Origin of the sequence: Providencia burhodogranariea DSM 19968, from assembly GCF_000314855.2 — a bacterium.
Lineage (GTDB): Bacteria > Pseudomonadota > Gammaproteobacteria > Enterobacterales > Enterobacteriaceae > Providencia > Providencia burhodogranariea.
Genome location: NZ_KB233223.1, coordinates 602263 through 627131, shown reverse-complemented (window position 1 = coordinate 627131; position 24869 = coordinate 602263). Strand labels below are relative to the sequence as shown.

Sequence of the window (24869 nt, the reverse complement as noted above, 5' to 3'; positions counted from 1 at the left end):
TCCTGAAGAGGCTGCGTAAACAGCCTTTTTCATTTTTATTCGCACTTCAGCCTCTATTTCACTAAATCATCAATTTTCCTTTGACCCTCTTTATTTCTTAATAGCCGATTCCACTTTTAACGAATAAGACAACAAAACCGTGGAAGCAATCAAACAATTCAAATTTACCGTTAAGGAATGTGTAAAATAAGTCGAAATATATCATTAAGAAACTTAACAATAATAATGGTATATTATGCGCTATATCTCTCCTACGACACACAATCAATACCTGCTAAATGACGATACCACTCTAATGACCACTAGCGACTTAGATGGCAATATCACCCATGTTAATGATTCTTTTATTCAAGTAAGTGGCTATTCACTCTCTGAGCTTATAGGCCAACCTCACAACATTATTCGCCATCCAGAGATGCCGAAAGCAGCTTTTGTCGATATGTGGAATACCTTAAAAAAAGGAGAACCGTGGACCGGCATTGTCAAAAATCGCCGTAAAAATGGTGATTTTTATTGGGTTCGCGCTAATATTTGCCCGATGATGAGGAAAGGTGTAACAACAGGCTATATGTCGATCAGAACGAAAGCTTCACAAACAGAAATTGCCACAGTTGAACCACTTTACCAAGCATTTAATGAAACACGAAGTAACCGCAAACTATACAAAGGATTAGTCCTATCAAAATATTGGTTTGGTCAACATCCGGCACTTCCTATTCGTTGGCGCATTCGTTTGCTAATGGCCTTACTGTTCATCAGTTGGGTGAGTATCGCAACTCTGTCGGGTCAGCAAGGTTTATCAGTCACTGCAATAAGCCTATTCTCCTTTATCATCCTAATAATAGGCAATATTTTACTTGAATTGCTCATTGCTAAACCTATCGCAAATATCGCGAGACAAACTCTCGATGTCGCTAGGGGTGAGAAGCATAGTATTACCCATCTCAATCGTGTCGATGAAATAGGCTGCATATTGCGCTCCGTTGGGCAACTTGGGCTAATCTGTCGATGGCTTACCAATGATGTTTCTTACCAAATTGGTAATGTACACAAAGAGAGTCAGTTACTGGTGAAAGATTGTAATGAACTTGAACAACATACACAAAAAACCGTGGGTTACGTTCAACAGACAGTAGCAACAATGAATCAGATGTCGGTATCTGTACAAATGAATGCAAAAAATACACTTCGAGCAAATAAGCTTTCTAACGAAACGAGTCTAACCGCTTTAAATGCAGCAGAGGCAATGCAAAATGTTATCCAGACGATGGAGCAAATTGTGCATAGCACCAGTAAAATCAATGCAATTACCGACGTTATTAAAACGATTGCTTTTCAAACCAATATATTGGCGCTAAATGCAGCTGTTGAAGCAGCTCGTGCAGGAGATCAAGGAAAAGGATTTGCTGTGGTCGCAGACGAAGTTCGCAGTCTTGCGAATCGCAGTGCCAGTGCGGTTAATGATATTCGTGATCTTATCGATGATTGCGAAAATAAAGTGCATTCAGGAAAACGGCATGTGTACACAACTGGTAATGCTCTTAAAGATGTAGTTAATCAGGTACAAAATGTCACACAATTGATTTGTCATATCAGCCATGCCACTTCTGAGCAAGCTACAGGGCTATCTGACATCACTCAAGCCTTATTTGAACTAGAGTCTATTGCACAAAAAAACTCCATATTAGTAGAGCAAAGTGCAAATGCTTCAGAAGTAGTTAAAAATAATTCAACTCGGCTAGATAATGCAGTGACGATATTACATTAACGACCAAAAATTGACCTAAACTTAGCCATAAATTATTTTGTGACATGTCACAAAATAATTTATTTCAAATAAAAATCAATAAAATAAAAATAACAATTAAATTTTATATTAAATATATCTGAATAATAACCCTGCTAAGTAACGCATTTTTCAAAACTACATTCATCACACATCATAACTAACGATGAAAAAATTCGTACAGTAACTAATTTAAAATAAAAGAAATCTGATTTGGATTGCTATGGACATTAACGATGATGATTCATGAATTATGATAGATATCAACAGGGTGGAAGGCTATCCCAAGTAACATACATCAGTATGAAAACTTGGGTAGCTACCTGCCGTAACAGCAAATTTGCGGCAGCTTGAGGCATAACTGATATATTTTATTTAGCCGATTGTGAGTCGACTAGCGGTGGCAATTCAGCTAACGGCCAACGTGGGCGAACCGTCACACCTAATCCTGTAGTTGAGCCACCTTTCAAACGGATCAATCCAGCAAGTGCAATCATTGCACCATTATCAGTACAAAACTCAGGGCGAGCGTAAAACACCTCTCCACCTCGTTGTTTTAGCACTTCTTCCATCTTAACTCTAAGTGCTCTATTAGCACTCACTCCACCCGCCATGACTAAGCGTTTAAACCCTGTTTGTTCGAGAGCCCGCTTACATTTTATAGCTAATGTATCCACGACCGCATCTTCAAATGCACGAGCGATATCAGCACGAGTTTGATCATCATTCGCATTTTCACGGATCGTATTTGCTGCGAACGTTTTTAAACCCGAAAAGCTAAAATCGAGCCCTGGACGATCGGTCATTGGACGAGGAAAAACAAAACGCCCTTCGGTACCTTGTTGTGCCATACGTGACAACAATGGCCCTCCCGGATAATCGAGCCCCAAAAGTTTAGCCGTTTTATCAAATGCTTCACCCGCCGCATCATCAATAGATTCACCAAGTAATTGATATTCACCTATCGCGGTTACGCTAATTAATTGAGTATGACCACCCGAAACGAGCAATGCAACGAAAGGAAACTCAGGGCTTTTCTCTTCGAGCATCGGAGCAAGTAAATGCCCTTCCATATGATGAACCGCTACAGCAGGTACACCCCAAGCAAAGGCTAACGAGCGCCCCACGGTTGCACCAACCATTAGTGCACCGACTAGTCCGGGGCCTGCTGTATAGGCTACAGCATCAATGTCCGCACTCGTTAAATTGGCTTCTTTGAGCGCCGCTTGAATTAACGGGACAGTTTTGCGAATATGATCGCGAGATGCCAATTCAGGAACTACACCGCCGTAGTCCGCATGAACTTTTATTTGGCTGTATAATTGATTGGCTAATAGACCGGCCTTATCATCATAGATTGCGATCCCGGTTTCATCGCAGGATGTTTCGATACCTAAAACGCGCATTGCACTACCCTTGTTTGTTGCATGAGGCAAAGTCTATCATTAAATTCAGCCCATCGTGTAATTTATGATGCCAAAAGGCTGACTTTTCCTGCTGTGTAGTCTATAATCAGCACCCTGTAATAAATTTCGTGTGGCTAATTTCATTATTACCTAATTTAGCTCGTTTTTTCGCCTGTCGAATCAACGAAATAGGTGATCTTGTGTGTTTCAATTTTATACGGCACTTTACAAACCCGTACTCATTGAAGTAAAATTCCGCACCATTTTAAATGACGGCTGGTTGAATAAAGCCAGCAACAACCCGATTTCTATTGAGGTGAGAGGCACATGCCGGTAATTAAAGTACGTGAAAACGAGCCATTCGACGTTGCACTACGTCGTTTCAAACGTTCTTGTGAAAAAGCAGGAGTCTTAGCAGAAGTTCGTCGTCGTGAATTCTATGAAAAACCAACGACTGAGCGTAAACGCGCTAAAGCATCTGCTGTTAAGCGTCACGCTAAGAAACTAGCTCGCGAAAACGCACGCCGTACTCGTCTGTACTAATTGGTCGCGGTAACTACCGTAACCATCGCAGACAGTACTAGTAAGCAGTTAAAGGCCGTGCTTTCCTGAGGGAAGCGCGGCTTATTATCGTTCATTAAAAGGCGAAAAGGGGCTTATGGCAGGGCGAATTCCGCGTTCATTTATCAATGATTTATTAGCGAGAACAGATATCGTCGATTTAGTCGATGCAAAAGTACCGCTAAAAAAGCAGGGTAAAAATCATCACGCGTGCTGTCCGTTCCATAACGAAAAAACCCCCTCTTTTACAGTAAACAGTGAAAGGCAATTTTATTATTGTTTTGGCTGTGGTGCGCATGGTAATGCCATCGATTTCTTGATGAATTACGATAAACTCGATTTTGTCGAAGCTATCGAAGAACTTTCAGCCTCACATGGCCTTGATGTTCCTTATGAAACAGGAACAGGCACAAGCCAAATTGAACTTCATCAACGACAAAATTTGTACCAGTTGATGGAAAAAATAAATCTTTTTTACCATTCTGCCTTAAGTCATCCATCGGCGAATAAAGCCAAGGATTATTTAAGCCAACGTGGTTTAAGTGTAGAAGTTATTGAGCATTTTTCGATTGGTTTCGCCCCTCCGGGGTGGGATAATTTGCTCAAAAAATTTGCTGTCGCTCCAGATAGTCGCAAACAGCTTGATGAAGCAGGCATGCTAGTGACTAACGATAAAGGCCATATGTACGATCGGTTTAGAGAACGCATTATGTTCCCAATTCGAGATCGCCGGGGTCGTGTTATCGCGTTTGGTGGACGAGTATTAGGTGATGCAATACCTAAATACTTAAACTCTCCCGAAACAGATATTTTTCATAAAGGCCGCCAGCTATTTGGCCTCTATGAAGCAACACAAAATAGCAGTGAACTCGCAAAGCTACTTGTCGTTGAAGGTTATATGGATGTCGTTGCACTGGCTCAGTATGGTATCCGCTATGCGGTTGCCTCACTCGGCACCTCGACAACCGCTGAGCACATTCAATTGCTCTATCGCTCAACAGATACAGTCGTTTGCTGCTATGACGGTGACAGAGCTGGAAGGGAAGCTGCATGGCGAGCGCTTGAAAACGCACTACCCTATTTAACCGATGGTCGCCAGTTACGTTTTATGTTTTTACCTGATGGGGAAGATCCTGACTCTTTAGTCCGCAAAGAAGGCAAAGAAGTATTTGAAGAGAGAATGAATGATGCCAAGACATTATCATCATTTCTATTTGACTCTCTCGTCCCTCAGGTTGATTTAAAAACTCAAGAAGGGCGTGCGAAATTTAGTAAACTCGCTATCCCTTTGATAAAACAAATACCAGGTGAAACATTGCGCCTTTATATGGCTCAAGAACTAGGAAATTTTATTGGCATACCGGATATTTCTCAAGTTCTTGCTATGATTGATAGAGAGAGCACTGAATCGGTTGGCTACCAAGCACCAAAATTAAAACCGACAACAATGCGTATATTGATTGCATTGTTGGTACAAAATCCGAATCTTTCGGAATTCGTCCCCTCATTAGAGGGGATCGCCCACATCCAAATGCCGGGGCTTTCTCTATTTCAAGAATTGGTTAGCGTTTGCCGTTCTACCCCCGGAATGACCACTGGGCAGTTGCTTGAGTTATATCGTGATAATAAATTTGCGAATCAGCTTGAAAAGTTAGCAACTTGGAACGATATAGAGATAGAAGAGATAGCGGAAAAAACATTTAAAGATGCTTTAAACCATCTATTTAATAGCGCGCTCGACGAGCGTTTCGACTATTTGATAGCGAAAGAACGAACTGAAGGGCTGACCCCCGAGGAGCGCGCAGAAGTCCGCCTAATTACGCTTTCACGTGTGAAAACGTAGCGAGAATCCAGATAAAGAATACAACACGGCTTAAGTGCCGATTTACCTAAGGCGAATGCCTGTAAACTGCTACGAAATTAAAGGGGCGTAGCATAATAATAAAATCCCCCTTTGAATGTTCTTGTTGGCCGTTTGTTTCGCCGACCGACACCAATCTAAATACTCAGAAGTGTGGATACCGTCTTATGGAGCAAAACCCGCAGTCGCAGCTTAAGCTACTCGTAACCAAGGGTAAAGAGCAAGGTTATTTAACCTATGCTGAGGTCAACGACCATCTGCCGGAAGATATCGTCGATTCAGATCAGATTGAAGATATCATCCAGATGATTAATGACATGGGCATCCAGGTCATGGAAGAAGCACCTGATGCCGATGATTTGATACTAGCTGAAACAACTTCCGACACAGACGAAGATGCAGCAGAAGCTGCAGCACAAGTTCTATCTAGTGTTGAAAGTGAAATTGGCCGTACTACTGACCCTGTGCGCATGTATATGCGTGAAATGGGTACTGTCGAACTCTTAACCCGTGAAGGTGAGATCGACATAGCAAAACGTATCGAAGATGGCATCAACCAAGTTCAGTGCTCTGTTGCAGAGTATCCTGAAGCTATTACTTATCTCCTTGAACAGTATGACCGTGTCGAAGCTGGTGAAAGCCGCCTATCCGACCTAATTACTGGTTTCGTCGACCCTAACGCTGAAGAAGATTTAGCACCTACAGCAACACATGTAGGCTCTGAGCTTCCACAGGAAGAGTTAAATAAAGACGAAGATGAAGACGAAGAAGATGAAGACGGCGATGACAGCGATAGCGATGACGATAACAGCATCGATCCAGAATTAGCCCGTGAAAAATTCGGTGAACTGCGTGAGCAGTATGAAAAAACTCGTCAGCACATTAAACAATTTGGTCGCAGCAATGCCCAAACTGCAATTGCTATCGAAGAACTTTCTGAAGTCTTCAAACAGTTCCGTTTAGTACCAAAGCAATTTGACTATCTAGTCAATAACATGCGTGAAATGATGGATCGCGTTCGTCTTCAAGAACGTACTATCATGAAACTGTGTGTTGAACAGTGCAAAATGCCGAAGAAAAACTTCATCACGTTATTCAGTGGCAATGAAACCAGCGAAACTTGGTTAACCGCAGCCAAAGCAATGAACAAGCCTTGGTCAGAAAAGCTGTTAGAAGTTGAAGAAGAAATTCTACGTTGTCTGCAAAGATTACGTCAAATTGAAGAAGAGACTGGCCTGACAATTGAACAGGTTAAAGATATCAACCGTCGTATGTCTATCGGTGAAGCGAAAGCTCGCCGTGCGAAAAAAGAAATGGTTGAAGCAAACTTACGTCTGGTTATTTCGATTGCCAAGAAATATACCAACCGTGGCTTGCAATTCCTTGACCTAATCCAAGAAGGTAACATTGGTTTGATGAAAGCGGTTGATAAGTTCGAATATCGCCGTGGTTATAAATTCTCAACTTATGCAACTTGGTGGATCCGTCAGGCGATTACGCGTTCTATCGCGGATCAGGCTCGTACAATCCGTATTCCGGTTCATATGATTGAAACTATCAACAAACTGAACCGTATTTCTCGCCAGATGTTGCAAGAAATGGGGCGTGAACCTTCGCCTGAAGAGTTAGCGGAACGTATGCTGATGCCGGAAGATAAAATCCGTAAAGTACTGAAAATTGCTAAAGAACCTATCTCTATGGAGACGCCAATCGGTGATGATGAAGATTCACATCTGGGCGATTTCATTGAAGATACTACTTTAGAGCTGCCTTTAGATTCAGCAACTTCAGAGAGCCTGCGTTCAGCGACTCACGAAGTGTTAGCGGGTCTGACTGCTCGTGAAGCAAAAGTACTGCGTATGCGTTTTGGTATCGACATGAACACAGACCACACATTAGAAGAAGTGGGTAAACAGTTCGATGTTACGCGTGAGCGTATTCGTCAGATCGAAGCTAAAGCACTGCGTAAATTGCGTCACCCTAGCCGTTCAGAAGTACTACGTAGCTTCCTTGATGAATAAATAAATACCGCCTCAAAAAGAGCTGGTATTAAATATAGCCCCTTATTGGGGCTATATTCGTTATTAGGCCCCTCATAACATCATTTCTATTCCTATTACATCATTCTAAAAGAAGCCATCTTGATGCCATACATCGCGTCTGTTGAGTTATCGACATAATCCCTTTGCCCTGGACATAATGCTTTGAGGATCTATTAGGAATATCCAAAATAATTTGAATATTTCCTGCCTATCAATTTTTAAACTATTCTCAGATAACATAATGAGTTGGATGACAAAATTGAGCTGCTTGTGTAGCAAGCGACAATCTGAAGGGAAAGAGAGATAACCCCATGTTATTTCCTCTTTACATACATCGCTAAGAGGATGTTTAGCATGGGTTTATTAAGTCAATTGTATCTTAAAAATATAAGAAAGAAATAATGCAAGCCTGAGTTCATAAGTACTCCCTACTCTATCTCTTTATATCTTCCGACGTTTTTTTATAAAGATAGCAATAATTGCCAATACAATGAGCACACCAATACCACCACCAGAAATGAGTAACCATCCAGGGATGACCGTAACCTCATTCAGTCGCAATTTCTCTACCTGATCCGCTGTAACCTCAGCATTCGGGTTGCCAAAGTTTTTAGTGACATAGGTAGCAAGAGTCGCGATTTCATCTGAAGAAAGCTCATTGGAAAAAGCAGGCATAACGATATGACGGCCCTGAGCATCTGTACGATCAACGCCATTCAGTATCACCATGACCAGATTACTTGCATCGTCAGCTCCCGTCGTACTGTTATGGAAGAGACTTGGATAATAAAGCTTTTTACCGATCCCTGCCCCATCGATACCGTGGCAGGAAGCACAATTAGCGTTATACAGTGTCGCACCATTTGGGCTATCACTGAGTGCTTGCCCTCTCACTTGTAGAGTAATGTTGTCTACTGCATTCCCCTGTGAAAAGCGATCACTGCCTTTATCTGAACCGCGAGCAGGCTGATCTTTTAGATAAACTGCCAGTGCATTTAAATCTGTATCGGTCATATAACGGGTACTATGAGATATCACTTCAGCCATTGGCCCAGCAGCGGTGGCTTTACCCGGCACAGAACCACTTCGCAGATACTGTACTATCTCTGACGTAGACCAAGACCCAATTCCATCCGCGATACTTGGTGAAATATTAAATGCTTTCCAGCCATCAATCGATGTACCAGCGTAACTTTCATCGGATTTCAATCCCATCGAAATATCACGAGGAGTGTGGCACTCCTGACAGTGACCTAGTGCATCAGCAACATAAGCACCGCGATTCCATTCGGTGCTTTTTTCGGTTACTCGCGTAAAATCTTCGTCTTTAAAATTGAGTATATTCCAGAAAGTTAATGCCCAACGTTGGTTATATGGAAATTCCATTTCATTGGCTGGTGGGGCATGATGCTCAGCAGGTAATGTCATCAAATAGTCATAGATCGAACGAGCATCATCATCTGTCAGCTTCACGTAGGAGGTATAAGGCATTGATGGGTAGAGATTCTCTCCATCGTTGCGTTTCCCATGCTTAACAGCATCAATAAACTCTTCAGCACTCCAATTACCGATACCAAACTCTTTATCTGGCGTAATATTAGAAGAATACATCGTGCCAAAAGGAGTCTTGAACGGTAACCCCCCCGCATAGGGCTTACCACCTGAAGCAGTATGACAAACACTACAGTCAGCAGCTTCAGTCAGGTATTTCCCTTGAGATATGTGAGCATCCATTGGAGGAACACTGCTAACCTCCCCTCCCGAAACGGGGATAGGTGTTAACGCCATTTTAGATGATACTTGCTCACTGCCAGAACTTGTTTGAGGCGTTATCGTCTGCCCATTAACCTTTGTAGGAACATACAAGGTCGATGAAGGAGAAGTGAACTCAGAAGCTTGTTTAGCTGGGCTTCCAGACTGACTCGCCATAGTGCCAAACGGAATTCCTGTAGAATCAGTATTGATAGCAGTAGATGAGGTTTGTGCCGCTAAAGAAAAACTCATCCCCAAAGACACGCTAAAACCAAGGCTTAATAAAATTTTATACTTCATACATGCCTCGCTTCTTCTACTAATTTATCGGCAAGGCGCATCGCAAGTGCACTCAGCGTCAAAGTACAGTTTACTGTTCCTGCACTTGCCATCACACCACTGGACGCCACAAATAGATTTTCATGATCAAATGTACGCAAATCAGCATCGACAACTGAGTCACGCGGATCATTTCCCATCATCAACGTACCCATTATGTGGTTATTGTTGAAATAGTTATCATCGTGCCAAATTTCATTGGGTTTAGCGTTAAATAGGTTAGCAATCCGACTATAGTGTTCGTGAGCCACATCACGCGCTTTATGGATATAATCATCGATTTGGTAATGCACACCCGGCTGAGGAATTCCGAGCTTATCTTTCTTACCTGTCGCAACAATACGATTTTCGCGATTAGGTAGAATATCAAAGAAGCTATTGATCACAACCCAGCGTGATGCCCAATCACGGATCATTTCTGGCAATTCAGAACCACTCACCCCCATATTCAACAGTTTGGTAGATACCGCCTGCACGGGTGAATAATTGCCAACATTAATTTTTATTGCGGAGTGTGTGGTGCGGAATTCACCGTCGCGTAGATTATTGATACAACTTAGACGCATTGGACCTCGTCCTGGCCAGACAGGCTCAGCGGATAGAAACGTACAACTGGTACCCGGATGATCCATCAAATTCCGACCAACATTGTCATATTCATTACCAATGCCATTTTTGAATTTTTCACTTTTAGAGATCAACATTAATTTCGGTGTTTCAATGGCATTCGCTGCTAGTACAAATATCTTACCTGTAACACGAGAGCTATTACCATTAGGATCTTTATAATGCACCGCAGATATTTTTCCCGTTTCGTCATGCTCAATCTGATAGACCACGGCTTCAGTTTTTAAACGAGCGCCAGCAGCCTCAGCTTTACGTAGCGCTGTTTCGCCTGTGTATTGTGCTTCAATTGGGCAGATAGGCATACAGTTACTGTTTCCACAGCAAGCGGGCCTACCGTCAAAAGCCACAGTATTACGTGCAGCTGGTTCAGTTATATGATAATAACCCGCTGGCTCAACTACTTTTTTGAAATGCATATCAAAGTGAGATAGCGGTAATTCAGGTTGTGGATAAGGTTTTGAACGTGGTGAGCCGGTGTCTACTGGGCCACCTACGCCCATCTCAACTTCTGCTTCATAGTAGTAGGGTTCAAGATCATCATAGCCGATAGGCCAATCACGCCCTACTCCATATAATGTTTGCAATTTCATATCATTAGGAAGCAGTCGCCAAGCTTGTGCCGACCAATGCCAAGTTGTCCCTCCTGCAATACGTAAATAACCCGCTTTGTAAGGCTCTGGCCCATACTGAACCAAATAGCCGCTATCTTTCGGTGAATATTGTGGATGAGGGGCATATTCGGTTGGCTTATAAGGTGCCTGAAAATCCCCTTTGAATGGCGAATTACGATAATCTTCAACCACTCGCCAACGTTTAACTCTTGGCCCAGCTTCTAGCATCAGCGTATCAATTCCCTGCTTAGCAAGTTTTTGGGCAATTTGACAGGCGGCAATTCCCGAACCGACGATGATCACTGTTGCAGAGTTATTCTCAGACATTTTTTTCTTTATCCGTGCTTGATTGATTGTTGTTACTATCGGCAAAAGGCGGCTTCGCCCAATAGTGAGGTTCACCACGAGCATAAGTAGGCAGTACGCAAACATCAGCGATAGGTGCATAATTCAATGCATGCTCGTAGGCAACGCAGTGTGCTTGTTCACCGTCTCCGACAATGCCGAGATACCACGCTTTATTGATTAACGTTGCCAGAGTTCTGATTTCTGCAGGCGCATCGGCATTGACTTTACCATTGACGAGCTGGCCTTCTAGTTGAGTAACAAGATCGGGGGTTTTGGTATTTAGTGAGATCAATCCCTGATAGATTATTTGACCGAGATCAGCGGCTGGATCAGGAACGCCGGTTAATGAAGCTGAGATCTTCATAAATCGTGCCATTCCTTCTGGTGCAGGTGTGCTCAAAATAGTCGCTGCATTGCTCATTTTACCTAGGATTGTAAATCCAAGAGATACCGCTAGTGAACCAAGTAGCATATCCCTTCTGGTCAACGTCAGTCTATTTTTTGCTAGCTCATTATTAGTAGATTTAGACAAAATAATCGTCTCCCACTCTTATTTTTGAATTTAATTATTTAACTTTTTATAATCTTCTTGAGCTTGTTTCAGCTCATCTTGAGCCTCTTCAAGATCCAACGTCTTCTCTTTGACTTTACGCTCTTTTTTACTGACTCTATCCTGTCTTCCATCGAGCTTGGCTTCTGCTAACTCATCTTTTGCATCCTCGAGATTTAGCTCTTTCTGTTTCACTTTCCTCTCTTTTTTCTTTAAATTTTGCTCAGCTCGATTTAATTGCCGACTTTCCGTACAGTATGTATTGACATTATCCAATGCTTTCTGAAGCCGAACTTGTTCACTCGTATTGCTATACTGCGTAGCAATTGCTAATTTCGCTTCAATATCTTTTTTCTGATCTTCACAACTGTCTGTTGTGGCAAATGCATGACTAGTTAACGTTAACAATCCGGAACACATTAAGACGGATATCACTTTCTTCATAAAACTCCCCCACTCTAAAAAGAGTATTTTCCACAAAATAACCTTAATATGACTAAGTTTATTTTTTATATAAATGTTAAATCAATTAGTCTTTTTCTGATTTTCCAAATTAGAGTAGTTGTATTAACCATTTAATTCAAAATAAAGTAAATATACGCATTAAGTCTTCAAAGAATGAGAAAAGCTAATAATGATACTTTATGGGATTAAATTGATTGATTTAGGATTAAAATTGATAATAACTGTATAAAAAGTGAGTTTTATACTTTATTTCCCCGACTAACATAGTCAAATAGGAAAAATGAAATCATTAGAATATATAAACAAATAATTTTAAATATATGTACTAATAATAAAAATTATCCAGATAGATATGGATGATTTATAAGATATGAGCCGTTGAGTTAAACCTGTGTAAATTTTAAACTTGAAGAAAAAGGTCAGATGAGAGAAATATTCTAGCGATGATCATGATATTTAATTTATAATTAAACACACAAATCAATAGATTGTTACATCCTCTTAATTAAATTCATATAAATTAACAAACAGAAAAAAGTCTAATAATCGAGTATATTAAGCGGATAAATTCACCTTCATAAACTATCCGCTAAATATATACCTTTAATATTGTAACTGACTAAACGTAAACTTTTAAGTAAAAAACAAGATAAAATTTCCTTTAATTTCAGACTGTTCAGTATTTTTCATTAATAAAATCCACATAGAAAATTAAATTTAGATATATTTATTAAATTAATATAATCACATTAATCAGCTACATTCTCATCTGGAATGTGAGCACTAATATTATAAGCTTCAAGCTTTGGTGATTTATTAGATTGAAAATCAAAGTTTAAAATTGTAATTGTTCCTGGCGTCGCTGGTAGTAAAAACTCAGGTGATAAATTTAAGAAAACTTTACACGCTGCTCGAATTACACCGCTATGAACAACCGCTAAAAGGTCATTATCTTCTTTATAAACCCACTCTCGTAAGGACGAACCTATGCGATCGCAAAAATCAAACCAGTTTTCACCTTTGGGTGGTGTATAAGTTCCAGAACGCCAATTCTTATATTTTTCTTCATAATTTTTGATTAGTTCAGATTTACGTCGCCCGGTCCATTCTCCCATATTTAACTCACGTAAAAGAGGTTCCCTGACAGCCTCAGGGTGTCCAACAATTTCAGCAGTTTGTACTGTACGCCCTAAATCTGAGGTGATTATCCGACTTGGTGATAATAATTGAATTCTTTCTTTTATTGCCATCGCTTGATTAATTCCTTTCGGTGATAAACAAGAATTAGCATGCCCTTGTAAACGAGATTCCATATTCCATAATGTTTCACCATGTCGAAGTAAAATAAGTCTCATTATTATTCCTTAATTTAATGATTTAAAGACCATACCCAAGGATTTGGAACCAAGTAAATATGGCAATTGATATAATTGATGCCCCAATAAAGCAGGTAATTAATCCATATTTCATTTGTTCTAATACGCTAAAGAAACCCGTCGAGAAATAAATGGTATTAACTTTAGAATGTGGTGGTAACGTAATCGTATAGGTCAGCGTAAATGATGCCGCCAATGCTAAGGTTACTGGATCCATATCTAATGTTTTAGCTAATGCAATTATGGCGGGTATTAATATTGTTGTTTTAACCGTTTTACTGGTAAAAATTAAATGACTATACATACAGATAAAGACAACAATAATATAGACCAGTGTTGTATTCATATTTTCCAATCCAAGTCCATATACCATTTTACCGATTAACCATTGCGCACCTTTCGTAGATTCTAATGCATTTCCGGCGGCATAAGCGCCAGCTGCAAATATCATTAAATCCCATTTAATATTTGCTTCATTCCAAGTTAATAGGCCAACCCGAGGCATTAAGCATAAAATAGCTGCAATAACAGCCGTCATATAAACACTGATGCTAAAGCTGAACATATCTTCGTGATAACTTTCCGTTGCCCAGAGAAAAACCGCCATGATGAAGATATACATGGCTTTTTGTTCATTTTTGGATAAAGCCCCTAACTCAGAACGCTCTTTCTTTAATTTATCCAATGAACCTTCAAAATCGACTTCACCTTTAAACGAAAATAATTTTAATCCAATTAAAAAGGACAATGTCATTGACATTATAGCTAATGGAAAAGAGGCAATTAGCCAATCCATATAGCCAATTGATCCACCTGCTTGTGAATTAATAAACCCGACTGCAATAATATTAGCCGCCGTGCCCGTCATCACCCCAGAAGTGGCTAGTGCATCAGCTTGAACACCTTGCAACATCATTAATTTACCGAAATTACTTTTTCCCGGTATTGCCTTATGTATCTCTAATAAGATCATACAAATTGGCACCATTAATGTTGCACGTGCAGTGGTAGAAGGAACAAAGAAAACAAGACAAAAATTAATTAATACGAGAACAAATAATGCTTTTTTCGGTGTTTGACCATAATTAGTGATCATCCATAAAGCAAATCGTCTCGCGATGTTCGATTTAATCATCGCAGAAGTTAAAACAAAAGCCGATACCATTAGCCAAATAACGTCATAACCTAAAGTACCGAAAACTGTCTTTTCTTTCTCGACGGTACCTGTTAATGCCAATAAAACAATCACTAACATTGAAGTTAAATAAATAGGCAAAGAACCGCATACCCATAAAATTAATGCTGTACAAAAGATAGCAATAGCTTTTTGCCCTTGAATGCTTAGCCCTTCGGGTGTTGGCATAAAAAATAAAATCAACAACACGATCAAGGCTAAAGGAATACCGACTGCTTTTAATGTTATCTTTTTACCATTTTTTTGTGGTGATGATGGGGCTGATTTAGCAAGATGATCTCGCTTAGCAGTCTTTTCCATAACCGTTTCCTCTTTAGTATATAGGGATAAAACTAGTGAGAATACGTAGTATAGGAATGTTGAGGCATAAAGATAATTGTATTAATATATCATTATTATAATAAATATTTATGGTAATCGTATGAATCTTAGCCAGCTTGATGCTTTTTTGTTACTTGCTAACGGTTACAACGTGACTGAAACGGCTGAACGGCTGTTTTGTACACAACCCAGTGTCAGTATTAAAATCCGTAAATTAGAAGAAGAGTTGCAAACAAGATTGTTTGAGAGGATCAATAACAGGCTATATTTGACGTCACAAGGGAAAGTATACCAGCAATACGCAACACAAATCGTTAATCTGGTGAAAGCATCATCAGAACATATGCGTCAATTTGATGATCCTTCAAAAGGAGAAATTAAATTTGGGGCAAGCCACTTTGTTGGTGTTTATCTTTTACCCCAAGTGATGGCTCAATTTAAACGACAATCACCACTCGTAAAATTGAGTATGGATATTTCAACCTCAATACAACTTATCCACAAGCTGGACATACAAGAACTTGAATTTTTGATCATGTCAGATCATATCTTTTTAGATCCCACTCAATATCATCTTGATACATTTCTTATTGATCCATTAGTTCTGATTTGCTCGCCTGATCATTGGTTAGCGAAGGAAAAACATTGTTGTTTTTCTGATATTGAATCAGAAGTATTTTTGATTAAACCTGAACATTCAGCAACTCATGATTTCTTATTAGATAAATTTAAAGAAAATAACAAAAAACTAATGAATATGATGGAAATTAAAAGTTTAGAAGGAATAAAGCAAGGCGTTATTCACGGGTTGGGTATCTCTATTGTCTCTCGATTATCTATTACTCAAGAATTAAAAGCGGGTCTTTTATGTGAAATAACGCTCGATGATATTAGCTTCAATCGCGGTATTCGTTACGTTTACCATAAAGAAAAATATATCTCACCAAGCACGACGAATTTCCTATCTACATTACGAACATATACGCAAACACTTACTAATAATACCGGATTATAACCTTTTATAATAAAATACCCGCCATACTTCAAGCTGCTCGTTATCCGGCTAGCCATAATTTGAAGTATGCCGAGTATAAATGAGTTGGCTTACTTACCGTTGATAAGGTACTACTTAATTAATATATTATTTTAAAACATCATTTTACTCTGACTGGAGTTTCATGTAGATAAACCCAAAAACAACGATCCTCTTCGATTCTAATGCAAGCCGTTGAGATACGTAGTGTGTCGTCATCTTGAGTTTGATGCTGCTCCTGATACTGTACCCAACAATAGTTACTGGATTCTAAAACGAGCTTAAGGTCATGCAACTTGATCTTTAAAGAAGGTCGAGTTCCTATATTATGAGTAAACAATGATGTAACTTGAGCCAAACCGATACGATCCCCGTTAATAGTTACCATCGCAAAGTTATCATCAAAATGCGCTAATAGATCACCGAGATCGTTTTCAAGATTATTGCCCGTAAATATATTCTCAATTAATGTATGAACATCAATCACGCTCTGTACTGCTATATTCATATCTCTACTCTATAATAACTAAAATTAACGATAGCAAGCCAATAATAGCTGCGATCAAGAAGGTGTATTGATAACGAAGTAAATCACTTTGCGCCGTAACTACGCTAAAAATAAAAATCAGTACTACAGTTCCAACACTAAATGCGACTTGTCGGTTAATATTCCACAACACGCTCCCCTGCAGTAAATCTTTGCCGGAGAAATCAATTAGCGAACTAATTTGTGCTGTATTGGCAGAAATCCCCCCACCTGACCCCATTAATAAGTAAGCAGCAATTAATATTGCAAGATCTGAGCTGCTAGATACCCAGAACAATAACCCTATTCCTATACTGTGTAAGGTAATTCCTATAATAAATAAATATTTTTTACCAATCTGATGATATAAATAGCCACCACTCAGCATAGATATAAGTGCCCCTATCGCATATAACAGCATAAACATGCCTGTTTGTGTGGCACTGAAGTGAAGGTTGATTTGCAAATTGAAAATGTTAAGTAAATTAACACCAGTAAATACACCAGGCACTGCATAATAAACAATGAATGCTCTGCGTAGATTACTATTTTTTAATAACTGCAAATTCAGAATTGGTGCTGGGCATTTTCGAGCATACTTGATATAAAAGGCCAGAATAAATGCAGAAAGTAAAAAGCTGACTAGCGACAATATAATACTGTGATAATCGTTATAAAAGGAAAATGACAACAATAAAAACAGTAAGCTAATACTAACCATTAATAACCCTTGTACATCCGGTTTTTCTCTTTTTTGATACTCACCATTTTTAATCCACAATATCACTAAAGCAGCGGTGAGCAATGAGAAAGGTAAATTCAAATAAAATACCCAGCGCCAAGACAAACTCTCAATAATCATACCACCGAGTGCTGGCGAAAATGCGGGTGCTATCAATGCCACCGCCATAATCATTGTTGAAATATGATGACGTTCTTTTCCCGGAAATAAAGCAAATACCAGCGCTTGACCTACCGGAATTAATAATCCACCAGCCATTCCTTGAATAAAACGCCAAAAGATTAAACTGTAAATAGAATTACTTAAGCCACACAGTAAAACGCTGACTGAGAATAACAGCATAGAAAAGCACAGTAACTTTTGATTACCAATTCGGCCAGCTAACCACAGGCTAACCGGCATAATGAGTACCAAGCCTAGAATATAGCTATTAGTGACCCAAGCCACCATCGATTGGTTGGTTGAAAATGTGTCTGCAATATCTGGCAATGCAATTGCTGACATAAAAATGTTAATGCAATCAATGAAGAAACCAATCAAAAAAACAGTCGCGATTTTGTATCGATAAGACATACCTACCTCCGGTGACGAAGAGTAGAGGTCCGTACTTCCTTTGTCGATACAAGAGGATTAAACTCATTGTTTAATATGGCCAAACAATTAACGTTATTATGCAAAAAAATCTCAAGCAAATAACCACTTTTCTCCAAGTGGTTGATTCCGGTACTTTCACCAAAGCAGCAGATATTTTAGGGTTGAGCCGCTCGATGGTTAGCATTGATATTAAGCAGTTAGAAACACAATTGAATGTCAGTTTACTGACCCGTAATACGAGAAGTCTTGCGCTGACAGAAGCCGGTAAATTTTTTTATGACGACTTTAAGCGTATTCAACTACAAATCGAAGAAGCATTTGAAAGAAGTCAAAACATAGGTAGCAGCGTGACAGGCTTACTGCGTTTTTCGTCAACAAACGAATTTGGGCAGCATTATATTTTACCTTTACTGCCAGAGTTTTGTCGTCTTTATCCCAAACTACGACTGCAATATACCTTCAACTCTTCTTTAGACGATCTTGTAACAGAGAAGCTCGATGTCGCCATTCGTTTAGGTAACCTTAAAGACTCCTCCTTAAAAACACGAAAAATTGGAGAGTACCCAATCTATTTAGTTGCAACACCTGAGTTTGTTGGTACTCATCAAGTCAACACGATAGCAGACTTAGCTTTAACACCTTGGATCACCCATTCACTACTTAATTGGCAAGACACACAATATATTTTGCAAAATAATCAAGGAGACAAATTAACTTTGCCCATGATAAAGAGCCAATACGAATCAAATTCTGCGGCAGTGATCCATCAAATGGTACTTGCATCACTTGGCGTAGCAATTTGCCCTGCTTGGCTAATCAATGACGATATTCGTACAGGCCGCTTGGTTCGATTACTTCCAGAATTTAATCTTCCCTCGCAAAATATCCAATTACTCTACCCAAATACCGTTGCCTTACCTGCCAAAACGCGTGCATTTATTGATTTTTTAGTTGAGAAACTGATGGTTAAATAAGCAGCATGGTGAGTCTAAATAAAAGGCAATAACCCCTTATCGAGTTACTACCCTTGATGGTAAAGACTAATTAAGCTGTTTGCTATGTTAATTCTGCTGGATCTTTAATCGGTTCATTTACAAAGAAGAAGTATACGAGTGAAGCCAAGAATGCCACCACGGCACAGACCACCAATGCCAATGTGAAAGAATGCGTTTGATCTACGATCATTCCTGTCACAATAGGTGCGAAAGATCCCCCAATAAAACCTCCGAAATTCTGGATCCCGCTCACTGAAGTGATTAGACGCGAAGGTACTGAAACTAAGATCAATCCCCAAGCCGATGTTCCTGCAAAATGAATGAAGTAAATTACGCGTAAGATAATTGAGGATGAGTTATTAACAGCAATAACTTCGAGAGATTTAAGGATATTTATTAAACGTTACTTATACTTAGATAAATCATTTATTGACTATACGGCTTAGACTTTTAATTAATATAAAGTATTCTAGTTGTGGTGCCTGCTTTGATTAAATACCTAGGATAATTCAAACTACATTTTGTTGAATCTAATCAACGCCTATGTAATTTTAATTAGGAAGGAACCAACCAAAGCAAACACCTAATTCACACTGCATTAATTAGCAGAGTTCAACTTATTTTTTTGCAGCTAAATAATCTTGTAATGTACCTTCAGGGTGTTTCTTACAGAATTCAACAATTTGAGGTGCTTCAGCAACACTTTGCTCAGTTAAAGCAACATAGTCGCCCCCTTTAAATTGAGTTTCTTGATTGGTTACCCATAATGCTACAGGAGCCCAGCTTTGTGGATTCAAGTTAATGTATTCATGACAAGTCATTTTTTCAGGCGTGACAATTTTAGAGTCACCAGCCATTACATTAAAAGAGAATGCTGCTGTAGCTGCCAGAATGCTAGAAATTAAAATCTTTTTCATTATAACCTCTCATATGTATGAATAACTACGTACCTATTTATTATCATAATAAACTTAGTAAAGTTCATATGCACTGATTTCGATCATGAAAATAATATCAATATTTACTTGTCTTATTTGAAATATACGAGTAAAAACCTAGCCAAATGAAGTGTTCTTTTTATGATGTCGTAATCATTATAAAAATAATGCACATTAAATGTATAAAAATCGCCCAAACACGAATAAGTAAAAACACTTACGCAATTCTATCTATCGAGCAAAATTGATACAATACTTCATTCAAATTGAAGTATAGCAACGAAATAAAGATTAATGTGCCTATTTACTCATTTTATTTTAGCGAAGTAAAATATCCTGACAATTTACTTAATGACCGAATAGAAGAAACAGCAACTTCTTTATTAGGATCTTTACATAACTCAATTAGCCTAATAATAGCTTGCTCTTGCTCTATTGTTGCTTGATAGTCACCGAGTGCAGAAATTGCTGCAATTTTCACATCATCATTCCCGCGAAAAGTGAGCTCAATGAGCATTGCGATGATTTGTTTATCCATAAAATATTCTTAACGCCTTCAAGGTAATATATATGGATTTATAATAAACTAAACTAATTATTTGTTTGGTTCATATTACGCACAAAAAATATGATAAAACTTCAAAGAAACACTCAAAATGAATATATATGGTATATTAGAAAGAAAGTTGATAATTGACAGCAAATATCAATCATATTATAAAAACAAATAAGTTTAATTACTTAGCGACAACTATACACCTTATGCAGGTAAAAACAGCTTAAACCCTAAAAATAAAGTCAATACTAACATTTCCGATATTGAGATAAAAACAAATTAATAATTTTATTCTTTATTAAAATTGAAATTCATATTTTCATTTTAAATCACAAAATTTGTTTATTTGTTTTTATAAACTGTAATTAACATAAAAATTAAGTGAGAGATATAATTAATAATGGTACATATTATTACTTTATATAACCCACTATAAACACATGCTAACCAGTATATGTTTATTAATTAAGATCTAAAAAATAACATTCGATAACACCCCATGAAATTCCATAGGCCTATAAATATCATTCCTAATTAGAAAAACAGTAAATTATCAGTTAAAACGTTGTGTGAAAAATAACTAAAATAACAAAACATTCTTGAAGCTATGAATTAGCCCCCCTCTATTGAACAAAATTTTTACTCAATAGAGAGCCGCTGTCCACTTCCCTTTATTAGGCAAACACTCAGTCAAAATAATATCTTACCTGCCATACAACCAAGGGATCAATTACAGCAGCAACGCAATAAGTTTTTCAGCGCGTAACGCTGGATGGTAGTTGAAATCGTGAGACAGACCAGAGTATCAGTAAATAACCCATGTTACGCATGATTAAAGTAGATAAAGAACAACGCGAACTTGTAGCAAGGGAAACCACAATACAGGCCAATGACACATCAACCGTTTTGGGTACCAAGAAATTATTAGCGGGTGCAATACAGCAATTATCCGAGGGTGATTATTCAATCGCTACATCTGCAAATTTCGTGGCGAGTATTGAAAAAGATATGGTCCTAAATATTGGGCAAGACTCAACAATTGAAATCGGTCAAAAGCTGATAGAGAAAATCGGGCAGATAAAGCAAAGCGTTTCAGGTGCACAACAACAAATCATAGCCCCTGTGGTCTGGATAGGTAGCCAAGAAATTAACGTTGCCCAGCTAATGATAGACACGCTTGATATCGTCAAAGAACTAGCAGAACTTACAGCAAGTCATACCCATAACAACACAGGCGAACCACTTAATGCGCAAGCTATCAATGGCACTGGCACCAAGTCAGACAACTTGAGAGAAAAATACTCCCCTGTTATTGGTTGAGATTTAAGCCCAAAAGTATTAAACTCTTTATTGTTAGTTGAAGAGTGTTGCGCTATATTATGCGCCCCTTGCACCAACAAGGGTTAAAACGCATCAAGCTTAGGCTTGAAAACAAAGAAACTCAACCTCACCAGTTGGGTTTTTTTGTTTTTTAACATTATCAAATTTAATCGATTGATCCATTCTAAATTCCCCCTATAATTATGCATTGTTAGATGAGTGTCGTAGACATGGTCTTTGTACACATCAAAAGTCATTCTTTTGATTAGTGGAAACGGAATTCTACATTTCGTATTTATACGGAAAGTAAAGTCCTGGTTAAGTAACAGGTGGTGCTGTCTTAGTACCCTAGCCAAGTTGTGCGACACTCTTCAACTAACAATAGATGAGGCCTAGTCTGACAGGCAGTGTATGGGTGATGCTAGGTTAATCGTACTCCTTAATTTAAGGAGTCATGCGGATGAAGCAAGTACTTGATACTTTAATCATCGTTTTAGAAGCTGCTACAGCAGTACTAAAATTGATTCGTTCATTCATGTAATAACGAAAACGTAATTAAGGCTACCGACTAACCATCGGTAGCCTTTAATGTTTATACCCCATAAAACCACCTCAGTACTATATAGCCTAAATCAATCTCCCAACTTCGACATACCATAAATAAAATGAATCGCGCCCATGGCATTGCGCTGGCGAATCACAGCACCCACGAAATAAAAGTTTCCACCACGTAAAACGCACTACACCGCACCCGCCTGCACAATTTGGATCATAAAATTATTTCAGTTTTAAAATTCTACAAACCTTATCGCCAAGCCGCGCCAATACTAGGGAGTTGCCGAACATATCAAACTGAAATGTGTGAAAAGAATTTCACTAGATTTCAGTTTTTTAGGTTTCATCCTAGATGGAAAAATAACATAACCATATGAAAAAAAATAAATAATAACTATTTTACGTGAAATTAATATAGATTTAAAATAATAGAAAATTCATAAAACTCCTTAATTATTAGGAGGATAAAATTGAAAAACTTATACTAAATCAGCATCAACCTATAAAGAGCATTAGTTGTATATTCGCCAAAGTTTCTGTTTAACCGTAAAGAACTATTGCCTGCATATTCCCACAATTTTTCTAATTTAGTAATTAGTTCTGAATTAGCTTTTTTATATTCATCATAATCCTCTGCTTCCTTCAGAAAATTTATTGCTATTCTCTCTATAGCGTAGTACCCGTTGTAACCAGAGTCACTTTTATCAGAATTTTTATCGATTGAAAAAAACTCAATCAAATCTTCACAGGAATAACTTTTATTTAAAAATTTATCTTTAGCAATACTATCTACTGAATATATAAAAATACCAATTATATAACATAATGAAATTAAATAGTTTGACCTATCATTAATTACTTGTTCATTAATCAGTTGATAAACACGTAAATACTTTACAAATTTCTCTACATCACGTAATGAAAGGTTATTTATTTCAATTAAGTAAGCTGAAAATTCAAAATAGCCTTCATTTAGAAAAACAGATAACTCTTTTTTGTCTCTAATTAAAAAATTAAAATAACTTGTTGAGTTGTAATCTTTACTTAAGCCACGTTGAATAGAATAGTCAGGGAGATCTATTTTAAACCCAATAAATTTATCCATATATCTATTTGCATTTATTGACTCTCCGTATAATTTATTAATTGACGATGATAATTGATTAATGTTAGTCACTAGTACAAACTTTACATTTTTTATATTAAATATATGCTTTATTGACTCTATCATTTTTAAAGCATAATTAGGTCTACATCTATCTAATTCATCAATAAAAACAATAACAGGGCTATCAAGAGATAATGATTCAAGAATACTCCTTAACGCAGAAATATTCTCATTAGATTTTTCGTGTGTATCTAATAAGTTATCAATAGTCGCATCTATTGCTGCTACGGTTTGATTTTTTAAGGCCTCCGATAAATCTTCGCCTAGTCTTTCTGCATTTTCTTTAAGTATTAAAGTGGTACTAGCATTAAGCAAAACCTTTGACGCATATTTAATAACAGGTATTGCCTTGTTTATTATAGACTTTTTATCTTTTTTATCTGGAAACAATGAAACTATAGCTGCAATTAATGTTAAAATAGGCTCATCTGAACTATCAGCATTAAAAGCATCAATATAAACACATTTTAATTTCTCATTACTTCCTTTCATTTCTTGAATTGTTTTAAGACAGAACTCAGTTTTACCTGTCCCCCAATCACCATTTATCACTATCGGTGAAAGGTCAATATCACTTTCTAGTAAATTAATTAGCTTTTCTGCTATAGGTTTTCTAGAAAACTCATCCCTTGTAGAAAAAGATAGTTCAGATTGCATATAACCACCCATTAAAATTTTAAGTAAATGAAGTTATAGCAAATTAATTTTTATTATAAATACAGTATATGGCTTTATCACTATAAAGCTCACATTTCCAGCGACAAAAAAGTTTATCCTCATAAATAAAATTATGCGTGTAATCCCAGGCATAGCCTATCTAAAAAATTAATTATGAGACTGTATTTTATACACAGCTAGTCAAAAATATCTCCATAGCTTGGCGGACACCTCTTACAGATTTGAGTTTCTTCAAAATCTCTGTCGCCATTTTGTCGCCATTGGCTTTTAGACACAAAAAAGCCACTTCTTTCGAAGTGGCTTAATGTGCTGATTTAACAGCTTAAATTTGGTGGCCCCTGCTGGACTTGAACCAGCGACCAATCGATTATGAGTCGACTGCTCTAACCAACTGAGCTAAGGGGCCAAAGTGGGAGGGATTATACGTGCAGTTTTAGCTCTGGTCTAGTCTTTCAAAACTGTATGGCGATTTTATGTCCAATTAGCTTACTTCCTTATGGTTCAGATGGATACCATCATGAGAA

General features: G+C 38.0%; 19 protein-coding genes and 1 tRNA gene. 7 read left to right on the top strand and 13 right to left on the bottom strand.

From position 1 onward, the window contains the following. Positions 1 to 235 precede the first annotated feature (235 nt). A complete protein-coding gene (locus OOA_RS13480) occupies positions 236 to 1768 on the top strand; it encodes a methyl-accepting chemotaxis protein (RefSeq protein WP_040691488.1) in 1533 nt (510 codons plus the stop codon). A gap of 389 nt (positions 1769 to 2157) precedes the next feature. On the opposite strand, the gene tsaD is transcribed toward OOA_RS13480, so the two are convergent. Further along, positions 2158 to 3192: a tRNA (adenosine(37)-N6)-threonylcarbamoyltransferase complex transferase subunit TsaD gene (tsaD, locus tag OOA_RS13475; RefSeq protein WP_008912708.1), complete on the bottom strand. Its 1035-nt coding sequence runs from the start codon at positions 3190 to 3192 to the stop codon at positions 2158 to 2160. Between the two features lie 327 nt (positions 3193 to 3519). Between tsaD and rpsU the strand changes: the two genes are divergently transcribed. From rpsU to rpoD, 3 genes are all read left to right on the top strand, one after another. Then, on the top strand, positions 3520 to 3735 hold the full coding sequence (rpsU, locus tag OOA_RS13470; protein WP_001144069.1) for a 30S ribosomal protein S21: 216 nt from the start codon (positions 3520 to 3522) through the stop codon (positions 3733 to 3735). 115 nt (positions 3736 to 3850) lie between these two features. Next, on the top strand, positions 3851 to 5596 hold the full coding sequence (gene dnaG, locus OOA_RS13465; RefSeq protein WP_008912707.1) for a DNA primase: 1746 nt from the start codon (positions 3851 to 3853) through the stop codon (positions 5594 to 5596). A gap of 92 nt (positions 5597 to 5688) precedes the next feature. Then, entirely contained in the window at positions 5689 to 7635 is a 1947-nt protein-coding gene (gene rpoD, locus OOA_RS13460; protein ID WP_148284543.1) for an RNA polymerase sigma factor RpoD, read from the top strand. Positions 7636 to 8097: 462 nt separating this feature from the next. Here the strand turns inward: rpoD and OOA_RS13455 are convergent, their stop codons facing one another. From OOA_RS13455 to OOA_RS13430, 6 genes are all read right to left on the bottom strand, one after another. Next, entirely contained in the window at positions 8098 to 9708 is a 1611-nt protein-coding gene (locus OOA_RS13455; RefSeq protein ID WP_008912705.1) for a cytochrome c, read from the bottom strand. Continuing rightward, the gene (locus tag OOA_RS13450; protein WP_008912704.1) at positions 9705 to 11312 is read right to left on the bottom strand and encodes a GMC family oxidoreductase; all 1608 of its coding nucleotides are present in this window, start codon (positions 11310 to 11312) and stop codon (positions 9705 to 9707) included. The genes OOA_RS13455 and OOA_RS13450 overlap by 4 nt, the downstream gene beginning before the upstream one ends. After that, positions 11305 to 11865, bottom strand: coding sequence for a sugar dehydrogenase complex small subunit (locus OOA_RS13445; protein ID WP_148284542.1), 561 nt, complete (start codon positions 11863 to 11865; stop codon positions 11305 to 11307). Before OOA_RS13445 ends, OOA_RS13450 begins: the two co-directional genes overlap by 8 nt. 30 nt (positions 11866 to 11895) lie before the next feature. After that, entirely contained in the window at positions 11896 to 12327 is a 432-nt protein-coding gene (locus OOA_RS13440; protein ID WP_008912702.1) for a DUF1090 family protein, read from the bottom strand. A gap of 770 nt (positions 12328 to 13097) precedes the next feature. After that, the gene (locus OOA_RS13435) at positions 13098 to 13703 is read right to left on the bottom strand and encodes a histidine phosphatase family protein (protein ID WP_008912701.1); all 606 of its coding nucleotides are present in this window, start codon (positions 13701 to 13703) and stop codon (positions 13098 to 13100) included. Between the two features lie 22 nt (positions 13704 to 13725). Next, positions 13726 to 15219, bottom strand: a complete 1494-nt coding sequence (locus OOA_RS13430; protein ID WP_008912700.1) for an SLC13 family permease — start codon at positions 15217 to 15219, stop codon at positions 13726 to 13728. A gap of 121 nt (positions 15220 to 15340) precedes the next feature. Between OOA_RS13430 and OOA_RS13425 the strand changes: the two genes are divergently transcribed. Further along, positions 15341 to 16255, top strand: coding sequence for a LysR family transcriptional regulator (locus OOA_RS13425; RefSeq protein ID WP_008912699.1), 915 nt, complete (start codon positions 15341 to 15343; stop codon positions 16253 to 16255). Positions 16256 to 16394: 139 nt separating this feature from the next. Here OOA_RS13425 and OOA_RS13420 read toward each other — a convergent pair whose 3' ends face one another. Continuing rightward, entirely contained in the window at positions 16395 to 16781 is a 387-nt protein-coding gene (locus OOA_RS13420) for a hypothetical protein (RefSeq protein ID WP_008912698.1), read from the bottom strand. Positions 16782 to 16785: 4 nt separating this feature from the next. Further along, positions 16786 to 18114: an MFS transporter gene (locus OOA_RS13415; protein WP_008912697.1), complete on the bottom strand. Its 1329-nt coding sequence runs from the start codon at positions 18112 to 18114 to the stop codon at positions 16786 to 16788. Between the two features lie 98 nt (positions 18115 to 18212). Here OOA_RS13415 and OOA_RS13410 point away from each other — a divergent pair, with 98 nt between their 5' ends. Further along, a complete protein-coding gene (locus OOA_RS13410; protein WP_008912696.1) occupies positions 18213 to 19109 on the top strand; it encodes a LysR family transcriptional regulator in 897 nt (298 codons plus the stop codon). 638 nt (positions 19110 to 19747) lie between these two features. Here OOA_RS13410 and OOA_RS13405 read toward each other — a convergent pair. Next, positions 19748 to 20047, bottom strand: a complete 300-nt coding sequence (locus OOA_RS13405) for an HdeA/HdeB family chaperone (protein WP_008912694.1) — start codon at positions 20045 to 20047, stop codon at positions 19748 to 19750. A 334-nt stretch (positions 20048 to 20381) separates the two neighbouring features. Next, a complete protein-coding gene (locus OOA_RS13400) occupies positions 20382 to 20606 on the bottom strand; it encodes a HEAT repeat domain-containing protein (protein WP_008912693.1) in 225 nt (74 codons plus the stop codon). A gap of 837 nt (positions 20607 to 21443) precedes the next feature. Here OOA_RS13400 and OOA_RS13395 point away from each other — a divergent pair. Further along, positions 21444 to 21944 carry a hypothetical protein gene (locus OOA_RS13395; protein WP_008912692.1) on the top strand — a complete coding sequence of 167 codons (501 nt, stop codon included), beginning with the start codon at positions 21444 to 21446 and terminating at the stop codon, positions 21942 to 21944. Between the two features lie 1039 nt (positions 21945 to 22983). Here the strand turns inward: OOA_RS13395 and OOA_RS13390 are convergent. After that, positions 22984 to 24324 carry a KAP family P-loop NTPase fold protein gene (locus OOA_RS13390; RefSeq protein ID WP_008912691.1) on the bottom strand — a complete coding sequence of 447 codons (1341 nt, stop codon included), beginning with the start codon at positions 24322 to 24324 and terminating at the stop codon, positions 22984 to 22986. A 350-nt stretch (positions 24325 to 24674) separates the two neighbouring features. Then, positions 24675 to 24751, bottom strand: a tRNA-Ile gene (locus tag OOA_RS13385). Between the last annotated feature and the right edge of the window lie 118 nt (positions 24752 to 24869).